The sequence below is a fragment of the Paenibacillus cellulositrophicus genome, from assembly GCF_009363095.1.
Taxonomy (GTDB): Bacteria; Bacillota; Bacilli; order Paenibacillales; family Paenibacillaceae; genus Paenibacillus_AQ; species Paenibacillus_AQ favisporus.
Map to the genome: position 1 here is coordinate 628,505 of NZ_CP045296.1, position 19,178 is coordinate 647,682.

Consider the following 19,178-nt stretch of genomic DNA (forward strand, 5'->3'; position numbering starts at 1 on the left):
TTTAATTCCTACCGGTTTAGTATGAATAAAAATGTTTCACAGGCAAACAAAAAGGAGGTGAACCTATGGCCGCCGTTTTAACTAGAGAAGAAATTGAGCCGGTTCTGACCGGTACGAAGTTTCATCAATTTTTGGGCATCCGGCTCGAAGAAGTGAACGAGCAGTCCGTTACGATCCGGCTGCCCTATAACGAGCTCTTTTATACCTCTGCTGACGGATATATCCACGGGGGGATTCTTGCCACTGTCATCGACATCGCCGGATATTTTGCCGTGTTCAGTCAGCTGAATCAGCCGGTACCGACGGTCGATCTCAAAATTGACTACTTGCGTCCCGGGAGGGCGGGGGATCTGCTGTTTACCGGTTCCGTAGTCAAGCTGGGGAGGACCGTCAGCATCGCCGACATCGTGGCTGCCGATACAACCGGTAAAGCGATTGCTATCGGAAGAGGATTGTTTAGCTCAAAACAGGAGTAAGAAGCCAACAATATTCAGAATACAAAGGTGGAGCAGCGATGAACTCTTACAATTTTGCAGAAATCATTCGTTCCTCGGCAGCTCGTGCTCCTTTAAGTCCTGCGATCATTGCCCAAGGGAGAACGATAAACTACGGTGAGCTTCGGAGCCGTACAAACCAGGCGGGCAATTTGTTTGCCGGACTTGGTGTTGAGCCCGGAGACCGGGTGGCCGTGCTATTCATCAATGACTTCAGGTTTTTGGAAATCTGCTTCGGACTGATGACCATAGGAGCGGTTCCGGTGCCGATGAATTCGAAGCTGGGCACAGATACGCTTGCTTATATTTACAGGGATAGCGGCAGCCGCTTGCTGGTCTACCACTCATCTATGGGGGACAAGGCAAAGATCATTCATCAGGAGGCAGATGTCGCGGCAAGCGTCATCTGCACGACGGAATCACATCCGGACGATCTCGGGCTGAATTCATTGGTGTATGATGAAATACTATCGTCACAGGATACCCAGTTGGACCTGTATCCGACCCGCGGAGGCGATCTGTGCCTGCTTCCGTACACTTCCGGATCTACGGGAAATCCCAAAGGATGCCGCCTCACTCACAGCGGTCAGCTGTGGAACGTAACGGCGATTGCCGAAATCCGCGACTTGCAGCAGGAAGACCGGATCGTGATATCCCTGCCTCTTTATCATAAGAATGCCATGCTGTCCATGAAGGCGGTGTTTTATTCCGGGTCATCTGCCGTTATCCTTCCGGCGCCTGAGCCAGCGGCTATTTTTCATGCGATCGGGACGCATCGGGCCACTTATATTTCCGGCGTTCCAGCCCTGTATCGCATGCTTGTGACTCACCTGAAAGAGTCACCCGCTTCTTATGATCTCAGCTCACTGAAGTATGCGATATGCGGGTCGTCCGATACGCCGGTTGAGCTCCTGGAGGACATCAAGCAGTGGATGGGCATCGAGGTGTATGAAGGTTACGGCCTTACCGAAGGAGGACCGGTTGTGCTGGAATCGCGTAAAGGCCTGCACAAGCCGGGATCGGCCGGCTTTCCGCTTCCGGGATGTTCGATTCGGATCCTGGATGCGACAGAAGCAGATGTCCCGGAGGGAACGATAGGCGAATTGTGGGTGAGTAACCCCGGCGTAGCGGACGGCTATTGGAATTTGCCGGACGTGACGCGCAAACGGATCACCTCAGACGGCTGGCTCAAAACAGGAGATATGGCGTGGCAGGACGATGAGGGTTATGTCTACATTGTTGGACGCAAGGACGACATGATTAACGTAGGCGGCGAGAACGTCTATCCGAAGGAAGTCGAAAACATCCTGCTCCAGCATCCGCATGTCGAGGATGCCTGTGTTCTTCCGGTCCCTCACGAACTCAAGGGGGAAGTGCCCGCAGCATTTGTCGTATTGAATCATCCCACCGATCGTGAGGAAATCAAGCGCTTCTTCATCGAGCGGGGACCGGCCTATGCGCATCCTCGCGAGATTTACGAATTGGACGCTTTTCCGCTGACCGGTCCGGGGAAAGTGGATCGGACGCGGCTCAAACAAATGTTGGCCGAACAATTACAAAAAGGAGTGGGCAAATCGATATGAAAGCAGCGCTGATTCTTGAACATGGAGATCGAAACAATGTGGTGGTGGGGGATTATCCGAAACCGGAAGCCGGTCATGGAGAAGTTCTAGTCAGAGTTAAGGCGGTATCCCTGAACCATTTGGATATATTCGTCAGGAGAGGGATTCCAGGAAGAAAACTGGAGCTGCCCCATATTTCGGGTGGAGACGTCGCCGGCGTCGTCGAAGAGATCGGATCCGGGGTCACGAACGTTAATCCCGGTGACCGGGTCCTGATCGATCCGCATATCCCTGGCAAAGGGGCACTCGGTGAGGATACGACGGGTGGACTGGCGGAATACGTAAAGGTTCCGGCAATCAATTTGATTCCTCTTCCGGAAGGCATCTCCTTTGACGAGGCGGCTGCACTTCCGATCGCTTATGGAACGGCCTGGCGGATGCTGATTACGCAGGGCAGGCTTCAGGCTAACGAAACGATTGTCATCTTGGGGGCTAGCGGCGGCGTAGGGAATGCCGCGGTGCTGATCGCTAAGCTGGCAGGGGCACGCATTATTGCGGCAGCCGGATCGGACAGCAAGGCGGAGAAGCTGAAAGAGCTTGGGGCGGATCATGTGATCAATTACAGCAAAACCGATTTTTCCAAGGAAGTATGGGCTTTGACGGACAAGCAAGGCGCGGATATTGTAGTGGACTATACCGGCAAAGCCACCTGGCCGCAGAGCATCAAAGCGACACGCAAAGGAGGACGGATTCTGACCTGCGGAGCGACGACGGGATTCGATGCCGTTACAGACCTCCGGTACGTATGGGTCCGCGAGATTTCGATCATCGGCTCCAACGGCTGGGGAGAGGGAGATCTGCATACGCTGCTGGATTTGGTAAGCCGTAAAAAACTGAAGCCGGTCATCGACCGCGTACTGCCGCTGGAAGATATCAGGGAAGCGCACCGTTTGATCGAAGAACGGGAATTTTTCGGCAAGATCATCATTCATCCTTAAACAAGCCAAGGAGGAGCGAACCATGGGAGTCCAATTAACGTTTGATCATGCCGTACATTTTGTGAATAAACCTGAGCAAGCGCCGGAAGAACTTGCAGGGCTGGGGATTCATACGGTGAACGGCGGGAGGCACGAATCGGTAGGAACGTACAACGCGCTAACGTATTTTGATCTTCGCTATATCGAATGGATCGGCATTTTTGACCCGAAGCTGCTGCCTCCCCACCAGGATACCCAACGTTACGGGCTCGTGGATACGCTGGCAGGTGACGGTTATGTAGAAGGGCTCAGCCGGATCGCGCTGCGGACGGAGCAAATTGATGAGTTGGCGGAGCAGCTGGCCGCCGAGGGTAATCAGGTGATCGGCCCTGTGGATTGTTCCCGCAGAAGGCCGGACGGAAAACTGCTGGAATGGAAGCTGTTGTTCGCAGGATTGCCTGACGAAGGACTGCCGCTGCCATTCTTCATCCAATGGAACGATTCCGATGAAGACAGAAGGGCCGAACTGACCGCAAACGGCACCATTACGGATCATGCCCAGGGTCCCATAACTCTGGATTATGTGGCGTTTACGGTTCGCGACTTGGGAAAGACGGTCGGCAGATGGACGAAATGGCTCCACTTAGAGGCCGGGGAAGCCGTCTATGATGACTATTGGAAGGGCAAGAAACAAGTCATTTCTCTGGGTTCGTTCCAACTGGTATTTCTGGAGCCTGATCAAGAGGGACCCGCAAGGGAGTACTTGCAATCAAGGGGAGAACGTCCGTTTCTAGTCGGACTGAACAGCGGTCAGGAAGGCTCACCTGAGCAGTACGTCAACATTCACGGTTCTTTCTATCATTTGAAGTAGTCGTAGGGGACGCCTGAAGGAAAGGAGAGTCATCGCATGGCGTTACGTACCAAAAAAGACACTAAAGCGAAAAACCTATGGATCCGATTCGTGCAAATTGCATTTATTGCCGCACTGCTGGCGGGTATGCAGCTGGCGGTGTCCAAGGAATGGGTGAGCCGAGTATTCTTGGCTTCCCCTTCCCAGATCGTACAGGAGTTCGTATATATGCTCAAAGAAAACACACTTTGGCCGCATTTGTCCGTTTCCCTGCAAGAGGTTGCGGTAGGATATCTCATTTCGGCGGTAGCGGGCATCGGGCTTGGGGTGCTGTTCGTCTCATTCCCGTTATTGGAGAAGCTGATCGACCCGCTGATGGCGGCGATCATGGCCATTCCGAAGACGGCTATCATGCCGCTGCTCATTGTATGGTTCGGCATCGGCTTCAAAAGCAAGGTCGTTCTGGTTATACTGTTCTGTTTCTTTAACATTTTGTATAACACCGTAACGGGTTCCAAGCAGACCCGAACAGAGCATTTGAAGCTGGCCAAAGTATTTAAGGCGAGCCGGGCGCAAACGGTATTCAAGGTTTTGCTGCCTTCGGCGCTTCCTTCCATTTTCAACGGGCTGCGTGTGACGGCGGCGACGGCGATCACCGGCGTCGTATTTGCCGAGATGGCAGCAGCGAAGAATGGGCTTGGTTTCCTGCTGAATGAGTCCCAGGCTGTGCTGAATACGCCAAGATTATATTTAGTCATCATTGTGGTGACGGTGTTATCCGTTCTGTTCGTCGGGCTGATCAACCTGGTCGAAAGGTTGGTATGCCGCCGGTGGATGCCGAGCCGGATCGCCTGATTATAAAATTATCCATTATACAAAGGGTGGGAAAGAGGAACATGTACTCAAATCAATGGTTACGCAAAACAATTAGTGGAGTTATTTCGTTGTCCCTGGTTTTCACGCTCGCCGCTTGCGGCTCGTCTTCCAAGGATGCTCCCGCTTCCTCCAGCTCCACTGGTTCTGCCGAAGCTGGAAGCGGCACGGAGGCAGCTTCAAGTACACTGGACAATACAACCGTGGATATCGCTTCAGGGGTTCCGCCATGGAAAGGGCGGGATAACAAGGAAGTCACCCTTACAGCCGGTTTTTCCAAAGGGATGACCGGAATTGCCAATCAGTTTGCCATTGACAAAGGCTGGTATGAGGATGCTGGCATTCATTTAAACTTTGTCGATACGATTAACCCGGTTGCGGCTTTCGGAGCCGGAGAGGTCGACATCGCCGACGGGGATCCCGGAACCTATATCCCTGCCATTGTGAACGGGGTGAAAATCAAAGTCGTCAGCAATATGTGGAGAAGCAGAGGGGCTTACTGGATTATCGCCAAGCCCGAAATCAAGTCGTTTGCCGACTTGAAAGGCAAGAAAATTGGTTCTGCGCAGCCGATCGGAGGTATGCCGCTAACCTTGATGGAGGTGCTCTCGCAGAACGGCATCGATCCGAAAAAGGATGTTCAGCTTGTGCCGAACGGCGTGTATCAATCCGCCTACGCGACGTTTGAATCGGGCGAAGTCGACGCCACGATTATTCACCAGCCGTTCGCAACGATGGCGGAGCAAGCCGGCAAGGGGAATGTGCTGGCCAAGACTTGGGAGTTTATGCCGAAATACCAAACCGGCGTGCTGGTAGCCAGTGAGAAGCTGATCAAGGAGCAGCCAGAAGTAGTCGAACGCGTGCTCGAAGTGTATTTCTATGCCAACGAATACGCCAAGACGCATCTGGATGAATTCCTGCCTTGGGCAGCCAAGTATTTGAACCTTGATGAGAAGACGGCACGTACTGCAATCGAATCGGAAATCGTCCTCTGGGAGAACGACCCGATCGTCGATAAAAACCGCCTGCAAGTGACCGAAGATCTGCTGAATCAATATGGCATGCAGCGGGACAAAATTTCGGTCGACGGCACATTCGACAACACGTTTGCGGAGCGCGTTGCCAAAAGGCTGAAGCTGGGGAAATACAAGGCGAACAATTAAATGGGGAAGCGGGAAAGGAGCTGATGTCATGCCGACAATCGAGCTTCGGCATATTACCAAGGAATACGAAAATATCGATGAAGAGCAAACCTATGCGCTGCACGACATTAACCTGACGGTGCAGGACGGGGAATTTGTGTGCGTGCTTGGTCCAAGTGGTTGCGGAAAAAGCACGCTCCTGGAAATTACCGCGGGTCTGCTATCCCAGACGAGCGGAGAGGTGCTGCTGGATCAGGTTCCGCAAGCCGGAACCAGCCGCGACATCGGCGTCGTGTTTCAGGATTCCGCGTTGTTCCCTTGGCGGAGCATCCGCCGCAATATCGAATTCGGCTTGGAGATTGCCGGCTTCAGCCGCGAGGAGCGGCGCAATAAAGTTCAAAAGACGATCGAACTTGTAGGCTTGGCTGGTTTCGAGGACAAGTATCCACATCAGCTCTCCGGGGGCATGAGGCAGCGCGCCGGGCTTGCCCGGACGCTGGTAGCCGATCCGCGGGTCATCCTTATGGACGAGCCTTTCAGCGCGGTGGACCATTTGACACGGTTAACCTTGCAGGACGAAATGATACGTATTTGGGAGAAAGAGAAGAAGACGATCTTTTTTATTACGCATGACGTGGCTGAAGCCGTCTATTTGGCGACAAGGATTGTCCTTCTCAGTCCGCGTCCCGGCCGCATCCAGCAAATCTTCGACGTTCCGTTCGAACGGCCTCGTAACCGGAACGATATGGAACTCTTGAGTATCGTGGAAAAGATCTATATGGCGATCAACAACCCGGTCCAGAGCCATGACACCGAGTATTTTATTTAACCGGATCAAAGGGACTAAAGTCCGGGTGATATGGAGGGATTGCGATGAGAGTCATCATTACGGGGGGCAGCCGGGGGATCGGACTTGCGATTGCCAGGCAGCTGTCCGTCTCCGGTCATGAACTGCTGCTGGTGGGGCGGAACGGGGAATCATTGGCCGAAGCGCGAACCGCGCTTGGTGGGAATGCACTGGTTTTCACGGCAGACCAGACGAGCGAGGAAACACCGGATCGGCTCATTATATATATGAAGGAACATCAATTCCAACCGGACGTTCTCATCTTGAACGCTGCCGCTTTCTTCGATGACACCCGTTCCGTTACAGAGCCAAAGGGTGAAGAGCTGGAGCGCATCCTTCTGGCCAATGTCGTATCCAACTACAATTGGGTGCGAACTTTGCTTCCGCTGATCCGCCAAGGTGAATACCCACGCATCCTGGTCATCGGGTCGACGGCCGGACTGCGGGCGGATACCTCGCTGTACGGCATTTCCAAAGCAGCGCTCCGAAATTACGCGCTCGGTCTACGGGAGGAACTGAAGCCTGCCGGAGTCGGTGTGACGCTGATCCATCCCGGCGGTACCTTTACCGAGCGGCGCGTTCCCAATGAGCGAACAGCCCCGGACCGACTGCTGGAAGGCAGCGACATCGGTTTGCTGGTTGCAGCCATCTTGTCTTTAAGTCCGCAGGCGGTCGTCGAAGAGCTAACGGTCCGACCGATGTTGGGCGACACTTTTTAGTCGATATTAGCTGGCATTGGAAAAGGTTCATTTCATGATTTCACGATGGGCCATCCGTTTGATTGACGGATTTTGGAAGAACGGATAAGATGAGGTGAATGTTTCTGACGAACACAACAATTTAGAGGAGCGTTTGTATTGGATCAGTTTCATATTCAAGTGGACCTGGCCTTGGGACGGATGTTTGAAGTTTATAACCTCCTGAATAAAAAACCAAAAGAATATGTGCCCGGCATGCTGCTGTATTATTCGGAAATCCATATGATTGAAGCCATTGGAAGGCATCAGGACTCCAATCTGACGGAGCTTGCCAGCATATTGAACATCACCAAGGGAACCGCCTCCAAGACGATCGCCAAATTGGGCTCAAAGGGGCTCATCTGCAAGTTCCAGCGGGAGGATAACAAGAAAGAGGTCCATTTCCGGCTGACGGAGCTTGGACAGCTTGCGTTCGAAGGCCATTACCGGTATCACGAGTCCCGAAGCTCGGATATCGACCGGGACTTCGACAGTTATTCCCCGGACGAGCAGAAGCTGATATTGCACTTTATTGAGCGTTATACCGAAGAATTAAGCCGGTACCTTGAAGAATGACAATGATATACTACATCATCGGAGTTAGAAGGAGGAATTCGCATGGCCAATCCCGGTTTAACGAATACCGGTTCCACTGCGAAGCTGCAGGAACGCTTGGTGGACATCCGCCGCAATCTGCATCTGGAACCTGAATTATCCAATGAAGAGTTCGAAACGACGCGCAAAATCAAAGCGTGGCTGAAGGAAGCCAATATTGAAATTCTGGATTTACCCAGCTTAAAGACGGGGGTCATCGCCCAAATTGGAACTGGCAGGGAACCGATCATGGCCTTGCGGGCGGATATCGACGCGCTGCCGATCGATGAAGAGACGGACGTTCCGTTCCGATCCAAGTTTGCAGGAAAAATGCATGCTTGCGGCCACGATTTTCATACAACCGTCGCCTTGGGAGCCGCCTATCTATTGAAGGAAAAGGAGCAAGAGCTTCAAGGAACCGTACGGATCATTTTCCAGCCGGCCGAAGAAACTGGACACGGAGCTAAAGACGTGGTGGACTCCGGTGGGTTGGAAGGCGTATCGGCGATCTTCGGCCTTCACAATTCGCCGGAGCTTGCGGTAGGAGAACTGGGCACATGCGAAGGCGCCATCACTGCCGGCGTTGACCGGTTCGAAATCGTCATTAACGGAATCGGTGCCCATGCGGCAACGCCTGAGAAAGGGACCGATGCGATCGTCGCCGCCTCCCAAATCATTCTGGCTCTGCAAACGATCACCAGCCGCCGGGTCAGCGCACTCGATGCCGTCGTGGTCAGCGTCACCCGAATCTCCGGTGGGAACACATGGAACGTCCTTCCTGGGACAGTGGAGCTCGAAGGAACGGTAAGAACGCTCGATGTGGAGGTACAGAAACGCATTCCGGACACGATCCGGCAAATTATTGACGGAATCGGAGCATCGGCGGGGGTGTCAGCTGAGCTGAAATGGTACCCCGGACCGCTAGCCACGATCAACGACGCATACTGGGCCAAGTTCGCCAGCGATGCGGCGGAGGAATCCGGCTATGTCACCACAGTGCTTGGACCAAGCATGGGAGGAGAGGATTTCTCCTACTATCTCCAGCATATTCCCGGCGCATTTGTGTACGTAGGGTCGAACTCGCCCTATGCGCTGCATCATCCGAAGTTTAATCCGGAAGAGGAAGCGCTGCTCCCGGCTGCGGAATATTACAGCCATCTGGCGGTACGCTGTCTCAACGAATTGAATACTCGATAAGCCGCGAGCTTCGCGGCTTTTTTATTTCCCGGTTTGTACCATTTGCTTCTGCATGCTCGATTTGCTCACGATAACTAGGCAAATGAGTGAAGACCGATCGATCCTTAAGCCATGACAAGCCGACCGGGAATGTTTAAAATGGATGGTAATCGATGATAGTAAGCCACACGCAGAGGAGATTTATATGAATGATCGATAACATCTTGTCATTTACGAATTTAAGCAAAACGATATCCTCGGTCTCTAACCGAATCATTTTTTCGCAAATCTCCGGTACCGTCCCCGCAGGGGAGAAAATTGTATTCGTCGGGCCGTCCGGCCAAGGCAAAAGCACCCTGCTGCGCATTCTTGGCCTGCTCGATGAAGTGGACAGCGGGGAAATGCTTCTGCTCGGAAAGCCGCTGCACGAGTGGAATCCGCAAGACTGGCGGATGAACGTCTGCTACGTCAGTCAAACGCCGGTCATGCTTGAAGGTTCCATCGAAGATAATCTGCGTACGGTGAGCAGGCTGCATCATACAGAATATGATCCAGCCTATGCGGCGCATTTGATGTCAAACGTTGGGCTTGGAGATATGGGCTTGTCCAAAGAAGCTTCCACCCTTTCGGGCGGTGAAAAGCAGCGGGTGGCTCTAGTGCGCTCCTTATTGCTGCGTCCCAAGCTTCTGCTGCTGGATGAGATCACTTCCTCGCTCGACGATGTCAGTAAATATGCGGTTGAGCGTTTGATTACGGACATCAATCGGCAGGAGGGAACGGGCTATGTCTGGATATCCCATGATCGCGACCAAGCGGCACGGATCGGGGACAGGGTATGGTCGCTCTCCAATGGGACTTTGTCGGAGGGAGGGATATCATGTCTTTGATCGCGCTGGCTTCGACGCTTGTATTTATAGCCGTATCCGTCGGTATATCCATATGGCAAAAGCTCGGACTGGAGCGGGATATTCTATATGGAACGATTCGCTCCGCGATACAGCTGCTCGCTGTCGGGTTTGTTCTTCAATACATATTTGGCACACAACATTTCCTGCTTGTTGCCTTAATCCTGGTCCTTATGATTGCGGTAGCTACCTGGAATGCGGGCAAGCGCGGAAAAGGATTGAAGCGCATCTATCTGTATGTTGGTTTGACCATTACGATTACGGAAGTTGTGACGATGGGGTTGCTGCTCGCTCTAAGCATTATCCCGCTCACAGCGCGTTATGTTATCCCGATCAGCGGCATGACCATCGGGAACGCTATGGTCGTGTCCAGTTTGTTTCTGAACCAAATGAAGCGGGAAGCGGTAACCTCGAGGGGAGAAGTCGAAACGCTGCTGTCTCTCGGCGCGAGCCCGCGGCAGGCCATCCATCGCATGCTGAACCGCTCGGCGCGTTCCAGCATGATCCCGACGATCGACGGGATGAAGACCGTTGGGCTCGTCCAACTGCCCGGCATGATGACGGGCATGATCGTGGCCGGAGCCAGTCCGCTGGAGGCTGTCCGTTATCAAATATTGATCATGTTTGCGTTCGCTTCGTCGGCGGCGCTCACCAGCATTTTGCTGGCCCTGATGAGCTATCGGTTGTGGTTCGGTAAGCTGGGCCAATTTATGCGTGTGGACTCGTAATAAATACCTCTGCAAGATGAGCACTTGCTTTTACTGTTGATTTCTATCGTTTGTGAGGACTTAGAACAAAGGGCAGCGGGATTTGAACCCGCTGCCCTTTTCAATGAACCGTCTATTTACCGGTGATATGATGCGGACCGGTAAGATTTTCGTTGGTTTGGGATCTAGACAAATAAATGATCAAGGCCACAATGATGACGAGGAAGAAAGCGCTTGTTCCCACGGTTCCAAGCCCAAGGCCACCGTCGCCTGGCGCTTGCGACAGATAGTCGCCGAGGGATGCCCCGAACGGTCTTGTCAAGATGTAAGCGAGCCAGAAGGCGAGAACGGCATTCAGCTTGATGCCGTAATATGCCAAGCAGATGATACCGATGATCGATGCAAATATGAGTGCCGAAACCAGGTATCCGAGGTTCATCGTCTCGGCGATGAGGTCTCCTGCGGCTGTGCCTAAAGCAAATGTAAACAAGATGGCCAGCCAATAGAAAGCTTCGCGTTTCTGCGTCGTAATGGAATGGATCGACAGCGTCTTTTCGCTTGCGTACCAAATTACGAATACTGCAATCAGCAGGATGGCAAACACGATGGTGCTTGTTTCCAGCGGAACTCCGAGGTTATCGGTCAGATTATCGGTGATCAAGGTACCGACCACGCTGATGAACACGACCGACAGCCAATAGATCCACGGCACATATTTATTCGCCTTGAACTGCAGAACCAGAGATCCGATCAAAATCACCGTCATGAGCAGAGTCGTTACGGTCAGTCCGAGGTTGAGGTTCTCGTTCAGAAGATCCGCTGCCGTCTCACCAACGGTCGTTGCCATAATTTTAATGATCCAAAAAAAGATGGTGACTTGCGGCACTTTGTTTAACATCTGCCTATCCGGACCTACGGGCGGCTGAATCAAGCCCTCCTTATTATGCGTAAACTGTTCCATTTACATCCTCCTTTATCGTCTTAGAAACCACCGCCTCAGCTTGCTCTTGCTGCCTGTGTTGAGTCGGTTTTGTCCATGAGTGTAACAGCTGAGAATGAAAATTTTCTGTGAAAATGACCGTTCTACGAACTGCACAGCAGACGCTTGGATAAAATTGCTTGAGGAGGATATTGGACATTCTCATCATTTTTTAATTTCTATCGCCTATAACTGTTTGTGAAGGCAAAAGCACTAATCCGCATGAATTTCACTTATCCAATACGACTTCTAAGGAGGGTCTTTATGAATAACAACACGAACCTCATCAGAAAGAGCCGTATCGTCAAAACTTTTATGGGAATCGGCTTGTGTCTCTCCGTCGCTTTTTCCGGAAGCATGCTGCTGCCGGCCCATCCGGTTCACGCAGCCTCGGTATCTGACAGCTCCGTGGCGGATCGGGTTATCGCAACAGGCAAACAATTTCTAGGCGTTCGTTATCAGTTTGGGGCTCCATCCGGCCGAACGGACGGATTCGATTGTTCCTCATTCACGCAATATGTGTTCAAGCAAAACGGCATCGATCTGCCGCGCTCATCAAGAGAGCAATCGCAGGTAGGCACGCCGGTGTCCAAGGATCAATTACAGCCAGGGGACTTGGTTTTCTCCGATACGAATCATGACGGAGTCATCAATCACGTCAGCATTTATATAGGCAACGGACAACTGCTTCATACCTACAGAGTCGGTATTGGCGTGACGGTATCCGATTTTTCTGGAAGCACCTGGGATCATACCTTTGTAACCGCTCGTCGCGTCATTTCCGACAATGGACAAGCTTCCGGCGGGCAGACAACAAGCAGTCAGGCTTCGAATGAACAGAGCAGTAACGGACAAAATGCAGGCAGCCAAGATTCCAATGGTCAGCATTCTGCCGATGCGTCAGTCACTGCACCATCGACATCTGACGACCAAAGCGGTTCTGTACAAAAGCCGTCGAATCATCAGAAGCATTCCACACAACATCATTGGGGAAAATCCGAAAGTGCAGATGGAGAGCATGAGAATAGAGAACAATAATAAAGCATTCAAGGCAGGGTCTCTTGTGGGGCTCTGCTTTTTGTATACAGAAAATGTTAGGAAGGATTATCATTTGTTTACAATTTCAAGGTATGATCAAACTAGTACTGATTGTTGATGGCAACAGTGCCTATCTTCTCATCATTTTCTCATGAAATTCCAATATACTTGTCTTCGCAGCAGTAACCTGGAGGAGATATCAATGAAACGGATACTTATTATAGAAGACGAAAAGAGCCTGGTGCGTTTCATCCAGCTCGAACTTGAGCATGAGCAATTCTTTGTGAAGGCTGCCTATGACGGATCCAGTGGACTTCAGCTTGCTTTGGCGGAGGAATGGGATATGATCCTGCTGGACATCATGCTGCCTCATTTGGATGGGGTAGAGGTATGCCGCAGGCTCCGGAATGCGAAAAGTACCCCGGTCATCATGCTCACGGCAAGAGACGGTCTCGAAGACCGGGTGCAGGGCCTTGACAGCGGTGCCGATGACTATATCGCCAAACCTTTTGACATCGAGGAGCTCCTCGCCCGCATGCGCGCGATTTTCCGCAGGATTGAGCTTCAGGATCAACCGAACCGGGCAGTTCTGACATTCCGGGACATTACGGTGGATCTGGATGCCAGAGTAGCTACCCGGGGCGGTACCCCCATCGAGCTGACGAAGCGTGAATTCGACCTGTTGGCCGTGTTTATGAAGCATCCAAACCTGGTCCAGACCAGAGATATGCTGCTCGACTTGGTATGGGGCTACGATTCGCAGGTGGAGACGAATGTGGTTGATGTGTATGTCCGGTATCTGCGGAATAAATTGGACTCTGCCGGAGAAGAAAGCGTCATCCAAACCGTACGCGGAATGGGATACGTGATGCGGCCATGAGACGAATAACTGATTGGCTCAAGCGGCTGCCTGTCATATGGAAGCTGATGATTGGCGCTACGCTGCTCATTTTTCTGCTGTTCGCTACGTACAATTTTGCCCAATACCTGGTATTGAAGCACTGGATGCTGAACCAGGAACGGGACGCGCTGCACGTCATGATGTCGCAGGTCCAGGGTTATTTAGAAGAACAGCAGGCAACGAAGGAATCGCTGGAATCACCGGAAGCGAGCTCCTTCATTCGCAATATTCTCGGTAAAAATCAAATGATCCGCCTGATTGACGACAACGGGGCGAATCTGCTGCTGGTTACGAACCATTTTAATCCGAAGTGGATCACCCCGCTGCCAAGTACGACCAGCTCATTGCAGGATGCGTGGCATGGAGAAGACCACATTCTCATTTACCGGACACCCTTTGCGATCAAGAACGAGTCGGGAACGGTCGAAATGGCGACGAATCTCGAAACTTTCGACCATTTTAACGCGACGCTGCTGTGGGTCATGGTCATCGGAGGCTTTCTGGCCGTATGCATCAGCGCTGCCAGCGGCTGGGCGATCGCGAAGCAGTTTTTGCGGCCGGTTAAGGCGCTTGCGGTTACCATCCAAAATGTGAAGCAAAACGGGCTTCAGGAACGCGTCGGAAACATCGGAAACGGGGATGAATTATCACAGTTGGCCAGCCTGTTCAACGAGCTGATGGACCAGCTGGAAGTGTCATTCCGCCAGCAAAAGCAGTTCGTGGACGATGCCTCGCATGAGCTGCGCACGCCCATCACCATTCTGGAAGGTCACTTGAACATGCTGAACCGATGGGGGAAAAAGGATCCGGCCATCCTGGAGGAGTCGCTGAACGCGTCGCTTCAGGAAGTCCGTAGGCTGAAGGGGCTCGTACAAGGGCTCCTGGCACTGTCCAGGTCAGATTCAGCGACATTGACCGATCATATCGAACGGATCCGGATCGAACCGTTTATGATTCAAACCCTGAAGCGGATGGAGCATTTGTACCCGGAGTTCGCTTTTCGCATGAAAGCGGAGGGGACCGGTAAAATGGTGAGGATCAACCCGCTTCACCTGGAGCAGATGCTGTTGATCGTCATTGAAAATGCAGTCAAGTATTCAGCGGAACATAAAGAAATCGACATTCGCTGCTACGAAGAGCAAAAACGGGTGTGCATATCGATTCAAGATTATGGAATCGGCATACCGACGGCCGAGATCCAGCATGTTTTCGACCGGTTTTACCGCGTGGACCGGGCTCGCAGCAGGGAAATTGGAGGAACGGGCCTGGGCCTTGCGATCGCCAAAAATCTCATTTCGCATTATCAAGGCGAGATCGCCATGACGAGCGTCGAAGACGAAGGAACACGTGTAACCTTGTCGTTCCCGGCGGTATCCTCCTAAAGCCGATGCCATTGATGGGTTGATTCTCATTAAATTTTCATATTCCTACGTTAAGCTGATCTCTACCGATCGTTAACAGATCAGAACAAGCAGAAGGAGTATGAGAATGAGTATGAGTATGGGTCAAATCGATTATCAACTATTTCATGTCATTAACGAGTGGGGAAGATCCGTTTCCTCCCTTAATCCTGTTATGCGTATACTGGCGGAACGAGCATTTTATTTGTTTTTTGCCGGACTGCTGGTTTATTGGTTCACCCGTAAGGAGAGCAACCGGAGAATGGTGGTGGAGTCCGTCGTCTCCGCTGCCATCGGGCTTGGAATCAGCGGAGTGATCGGTCACCTGTTTTACCGGAACCGCCCGTTTGTCACCCATTCGGTGCTCCAGTTGATCCCCCATCCTGCCAATGCATCATTTCCAAGTGATCACTCCATTGGAGCATTTGCCATTGCCGCGATTTTCGTGATATATCGCCGAAGAGAAGGGGTCATCTGGCTGATCTTGGCTGCGTGCATTGCGTTCTCCAGGGTATGGACGGGTGTACATTATCCGCTTGACGTATTGGGTGGGGCATTAATCGGTATCATAGTTTCAGCAGGCGTGCATCATCTTGCAGCACGCTTCACGTTCGCATCCCGATTGTTTAAAGCAGGTCTCGGATGGTATGAAAAATACGAATCGAAGATTTTGCCCCGGCCCGTGAACAAAGAAGATCAACTACCCGCAGGGAAGTGAAATGTTAATGCAATTGCGTAAATTTACAATACTGTTTGTTCTCCTCATTATCTTGTGTTCTTGTGCCGGGCCTAAGGGAACCGGGCAAGCGGAGGCGGGGCAAAACGTATCAAAGCCCCAGACGATGAAACCCGTTGGCCAAAATGCAGCCCAAAGCGGAAGAACGGCAAAGGTTCCCGATCATGTCGTCATCGTCGTAGAGGAGAATCATTCCCGCCAAAACATCATCGGGAATCGGGCGGCGCCCTATATGAACAGCCTGGCTAAGCAAGGGGCGTATTTCACGGAATCGTATGCCAACGCTCATCCAAGCCAGCCGAATTATCTAATCCTGTTTTCCGGGTCCGACCAAGGCGTTCACAATGATTCCTGCGGACATACGTTTACCGCGCCCAATCTGGCAAGCGAGTTGTTCAAACACAAGCTTACTTTTGCGGGATACTCGGAAGGTTTGCCTTCTGTCGGATCGACCGTGTGCACCAACAAGCAGTACGGAAGAAAACATAGTCCCTGGGTGAACTTTACCAACATTCCAAAATCGGCAAACCGGAGATTCACCGATTTCCCGGCTGATTACACCCAGCTTCCGACCGTTTCCTTTGTGATCCCTAACCTGGATCATGATATGCATGACGGAACGATCCAGTCGGCAGACAAGTGGCTTAAACAGAACCTGGGTCCTTATGTCGAATGGGCGAAGAGCCACAACAGCATCCTGATTCTAACCTGGGACGAAGACGACTACGGCAGCCGGAATCATATCCCGACGATTATCGTGGGGGATCATGTTCGTCAAGCCGTATTCGATCAGAAGATCACCCATTTAAATGTCCTGCGGACACTGGAAGACCTGTACGGTTTGTCACATTTTGGCCGTACATCGGGCAGCGAACCGATCCGAAATCTGTGGAAACCGTCCTAAATGAAATTGAAGCCATGGAATTTGAATATAGATGGGGAGTGAGAGGCATGTATGAAAAGCTTCAGGATATGGATTTGTTTTTGCAGTCCATGCATGACTTGGAAACACGTATTCGCCATATGATTCAACGGTCCGGCCTTTCCGAGAAAGAGCAGCAGTTTATTTTGGACCATATATTGGTCGTTCCCGGCAAGGATTTTTCATATCAGCGCAATTACGGTTAACTCTTGGCAGATCATCCTGACCGGATCAGGCATCGACTTGTGTCGCCTGGCAATCCGATGAGACCAAAGGGAGGGAACAAGCATGTCTAACCGTCGCCCGCGTATTTTGATTTTGACAGCCGGCTTTGGAGACGGCCATCTTCAGGTATCTTCGGCGTTATTGCACTATTTTCATGCGCAGCAGGTCAACCAGGTGCAGATCATTGACCTCATGAAGGAAGCTCATCCGGTACTCAATTCCTTGTTCTCGAAAGTGTATCAAATGAGCACATTTACGTCCCAATTGGGCTTCGACTACTATGGCTGGAGCTATTACATGACCAGGGATTCCAATCCATCCGGGCCGGTGATGCGGTACCTGAACGGACTCGTGAAAGGCAAAATGCTGGAGACCATCAGCCGTTTCCGGCCCGATGCGATCATCAATACATTTCCTTTCGGCGTCGTTTCGGAGCGAGAATGCGTTCACGCCGCGCGTACGTTTACTGTCATTACCGATTATGCCCTGCATTCCCGCTGGATTCATCCGTATACGTTCGGGTATTACGTGGCTACTAACGAGATTAAGAACCAAATGGTCCGAAACTATGACGCCGCAGCGGGGAAAATCAGCGTTACCGGTATCCCTGTACGACCGCAATTCTATACAGCCGCCGCCGAAGGCCCGCTGCCCCGTGCTGCACAAGGAACGGCCAAGGGGAAACGTATTTTGATTATGGCAGGCACATTTACGGTGTTCCAGCAGCTCGTCGAGCTCATTCATCTGCTGGTTGACCAGGAAGTTTGCGAAATCACAGTCGTATGCGGACGCAAACAGCAAGCCTATGAGAAATTGACGACGCTGTTTTCGGGTCAGCCGCAGGTGAATATGGTTGGATACGTCAAAAACATTCACGATCTGATGGCCGCGTCCTCCTGCATTGTAACGAAGGCCGGGGGCATAACTTTGTCCGAAGCCGTCATTCTGAAGCTGCCAATTTTTATTCTGAGTCCGTATGGCGGTCAGGAGAGGGAAAACGCCCGCTATTTTAAAACCAACGGCATGGCCCAGATTTCATCCAATGTCCGCCAGCTCGCGGAGCAGCTCCGGGATTTTCTCGGGGCACCGACGATAGCCGATCGGATCCGCGGAAAAATGGCTGAATTTCATAAGGGAGCGGCAGGCGAGCTGATCGTGAACGATATTTTGAAGACTCTGCAGAACTATCAAGATGCAAACCATGATTATGAGCTGATGCTTCGTCCCTAAACGATGAAGCATAGGATGAAATGGTTCGGAATGCTGCTCTTGACCGCTTTGGCGATATATACCGTTTATGTGCTGCAAACAGGGGATGCGGAATCTATTGTCGCGTGGATACGCCGCTATCGTTTCTTTGGCTTCGTCGCTGTGTTTCTGTTTCAAACCCTGCTAAATATGCTCCCGCTGCCAGGCGAAATCACCGCCGTGATGGTTCTGGAAATCTACGGACCATATTGGGGAGGTCTCTGCTTGTGGACTTCGGGGATCATCGGAGCTTTTGGGGGATATTGGCTTGCCTGGTCTTTCTCATCCTATTTTGCAGGTACGCGGGTTGAACCGTATCTTGCCAAAATGGATGATTGGCTGAGAGCCAGTGAATTAAAAGGCCTTCTGATCGCACGGTTCGTTCCCTTCATCCCCTATCATGCTGTCAACTATGCCGCCGGGCTGTTAAAGGTTAACCTATTTCGTTACATGCTGACGACGGCGATCGGTGTGTTTCCGCATACTGTGGCTATGAGCGCACTGTACGCCGGTGTACGGAAAGGTTCACTGCTCTGGGCTGTGATCGGCTGCATGGTCTTCATGATCCTTGCCGGTTTGTCATGGTATGTAAAGAAGCGGACGACCGGTAAGTCCCGAAAAAGCAGAGTGACGGCGGAGTAATGTAGGCAATGAGAGAGCAGCCAAGGAACGGTTGCCGTTTATTGGGATCCATGCAAAATAGCTTAGCGTTTCATAGGATGGCAGGCAACTCCAACCAAGCCCGGCGGATTTCTCGTTGGGGTTGGTTATTTCGGCTTGGAGCCTGCGGTTTGACAAGAAGGCACGGTCTTTTTACACCGCGTATTATTCAAGACCGGACCGGCGCATGTTAAAAGCGTGAAAT

At 51.9% G+C, this 19,178-nt stretch carries 21 protein-coding genes; 20 read left to right on the forward strand and 1 reads right to left on the reverse strand.

The genetic code is table 11. The features are described from left to right. Window positions 1-65 precede the first annotated feature (65 nt). The 12 genes from GCU45_RS32515 (at window position 66) to GCU45_RS32570 (ending at window position 10,885) form a co-directional block, all read left to right on the forward strand. The gene (locus GCU45_RS32515; RefSeq protein WP_152404245.1) at window positions 66-476 is read left to right on the forward strand and encodes a PaaI family thioesterase; all 411 of its coding nucleotides are present in this window, start codon (window positions 66-68) and stop codon (window positions 474-476) included. Between the two features lie 38 nt (window positions 477-514). Continuing rightward, complete coding sequence (locus tag GCU45_RS32520) at window positions 515-2,077, forward strand: class I adenylate-forming enzyme family protein (protein WP_152404247.1); 1,563 nt, start codon at window positions 515-517, stop codon at window positions 2,075-2,077. Next, window positions 2,074-3,054, forward strand: a complete 981-nt coding sequence (locus GCU45_RS32525; protein ID WP_152404249.1) for a zinc-binding dehydrogenase — start codon at window positions 2,074-2,076, stop codon at window positions 3,052-3,054. The genes GCU45_RS32520 and GCU45_RS32525 overlap by 4 nt, the downstream gene beginning before the upstream one ends. Window positions 3,055-3,076: 22 nt before the next feature. Further along, a complete protein-coding gene (locus GCU45_RS32530; RefSeq protein ID WP_152404251.1) occupies window positions 3,077-3,904 on the forward strand; it encodes a VOC family protein in 828 nt (275 codons plus the stop codon). Window positions 3,905-3,940: 36 nt separating this feature from the next. After that, window positions 3,941-4,738 (forward strand): ABC transporter permease, encoded by a 798-nt coding sequence (locus GCU45_RS32535; protein WP_152404253.1) that lies wholly within the window; start codon window positions 3,941-3,943, stop codon window positions 4,736-4,738. Between the two features lie 89 nt (window positions 4,739-4,827). Further along, window positions 4,828-5,919: an ABC transporter substrate-binding protein gene (locus GCU45_RS32540; protein ID WP_167527306.1), complete on the forward strand. Its 1,092-nt coding sequence runs from the start codon at window positions 4,828-4,830 to the stop codon at window positions 5,917-5,919. A 28-nt stretch (window positions 5,920-5,947) separates the two neighbouring features. Beyond that, window positions 5,948-6,727 (forward strand): ABC transporter ATP-binding protein, encoded by a 780-nt coding sequence (locus tag GCU45_RS32545; RefSeq protein WP_152404257.1) that lies wholly within the window; start codon window positions 5,948-5,950, stop codon window positions 6,725-6,727. Between the two features lie 44 nt (window positions 6,728-6,771). After that, entirely contained in the window at window positions 6,772-7,464 is a 693-nt protein-coding gene (locus tag GCU45_RS32550) for an SDR family oxidoreductase (RefSeq protein WP_152404259.1), read from the forward strand. A gap of 138 nt (window positions 7,465-7,602) precedes the next feature. Continuing rightward, the gene (locus GCU45_RS32555; RefSeq protein ID WP_152404261.1) at window positions 7,603-8,058 is read left to right on the forward strand and encodes a MarR family winged helix-turn-helix transcriptional regulator; all 456 of its coding nucleotides are present in this window, start codon (window positions 7,603-7,605) and stop codon (window positions 8,056-8,058) included. 42 nt (window positions 8,059-8,100) lie between these two features. After that, entirely contained in the window at window positions 8,101-9,273 is a 1,173-nt protein-coding gene (locus GCU45_RS32560) for an amidohydrolase (RefSeq protein WP_152404263.1), read from the forward strand. Between the two features lie 188 nt (window positions 9,274-9,461). Next, window positions 9,462-10,139 (forward strand): ABC transporter ATP-binding protein, encoded by a 678-nt coding sequence (locus GCU45_RS32565; protein WP_152404265.1) that lies wholly within the window; start codon window positions 9,462-9,464, stop codon window positions 10,137-10,139. After that, window positions 10,130-10,885, forward strand: coding sequence for an ABC transporter permease (locus GCU45_RS32570; RefSeq protein ID WP_152404267.1), 756 nt, complete (start codon window positions 10,130-10,132; stop codon window positions 10,883-10,885). The genes GCU45_RS32565 and GCU45_RS32570 overlap by 10 nt, the downstream gene beginning before the upstream one ends. 112 nt (window positions 10,886-10,997) lie before the next feature. On the opposite strand, the gene GCU45_RS32575 is transcribed toward GCU45_RS32570, so the two are convergent. Beyond that, complete coding sequence (locus tag GCU45_RS32575; RefSeq protein ID WP_152404269.1) at window positions 10,998-11,825, reverse strand: COG4705 family protein; 828 nt, start codon at window positions 11,823-11,825, stop codon at window positions 10,998-11,000. A 282-nt stretch (window positions 11,826-12,107) separates the two neighbouring features. Between GCU45_RS32575 and GCU45_RS32580 the strand changes: the two genes are divergently transcribed. The 8 genes from GCU45_RS32580 to GCU45_RS32610 all read left to right on the forward strand — a co-directional run bounded on the left by GCU45_RS32580 (window position 12,108) and on the right by GCU45_RS32610 (window position 18,955). Further along, window positions 12,108-12,881 (forward strand): C40 family peptidase, encoded by a 774-nt coding sequence (locus GCU45_RS32580; RefSeq protein ID WP_152404271.1) that lies wholly within the window; start codon window positions 12,108-12,110, stop codon window positions 12,879-12,881. A 202-nt stretch (window positions 12,882-13,083) separates the two neighbouring features. Next, complete coding sequence (locus tag GCU45_RS32585; RefSeq protein ID WP_152404273.1) at window positions 13,084-13,761, forward strand: response regulator transcription factor; 678 nt, start codon at window positions 13,084-13,086, stop codon at window positions 13,759-13,761. Next, the gene (locus GCU45_RS32590; RefSeq protein ID WP_152404275.1) at window positions 13,758-15,164 is read left to right on the forward strand and encodes a HAMP domain-containing sensor histidine kinase; all 1,407 of its coding nucleotides are present in this window, start codon (window positions 13,758-13,760) and stop codon (window positions 15,162-15,164) included. Before GCU45_RS32585 ends, GCU45_RS32590 begins: the two co-directional genes overlap by 4 nt. Window positions 15,165-15,276: 112 nt before the next feature. Then, on the forward strand, window positions 15,277-15,900 hold the full coding sequence (locus GCU45_RS32595) for an undecaprenyl-diphosphatase (protein WP_244364708.1): 624 nt from the start codon (window positions 15,277-15,279) through the stop codon (window positions 15,898-15,900). 7 nt (window positions 15,901-15,907) lie between these two features. After that, window positions 15,908-16,822, forward strand: coding sequence for an alkaline phosphatase family protein (locus GCU45_RS32600; protein WP_167527307.1), 915 nt, complete (start codon window positions 15,908-15,910; stop codon window positions 16,820-16,822). A 47-nt stretch (window positions 16,823-16,869) separates the two neighbouring features. Continuing rightward, a complete protein-coding gene (locus GCU45_RS33965) occupies window positions 16,870-17,046 on the forward strand; it encodes a hypothetical protein (RefSeq protein WP_167527308.1) in 177 nt (58 codons plus the stop codon). An 82-nt stretch (window positions 17,047-17,128) separates the two neighbouring features. Further along, window positions 17,129-18,295 carry an MGDG synthase family glycosyltransferase gene (locus tag GCU45_RS32605; protein WP_152404279.1) on the forward strand — a complete coding sequence of 389 codons (1,167 nt, stop codon included), beginning with the start codon at window positions 17,129-17,131 and terminating at the stop codon, window positions 18,293-18,295. A gap of 15 nt (window positions 18,296-18,310) precedes the next feature. Continuing rightward, window positions 18,311-18,955, forward strand: coding sequence for a TVP38/TMEM64 family protein (locus GCU45_RS32610; RefSeq protein WP_167527309.1), 645 nt, complete (start codon window positions 18,311-18,313; stop codon window positions 18,953-18,955). Window positions 18,956-19,178 lie beyond the last annotated feature (223 nt).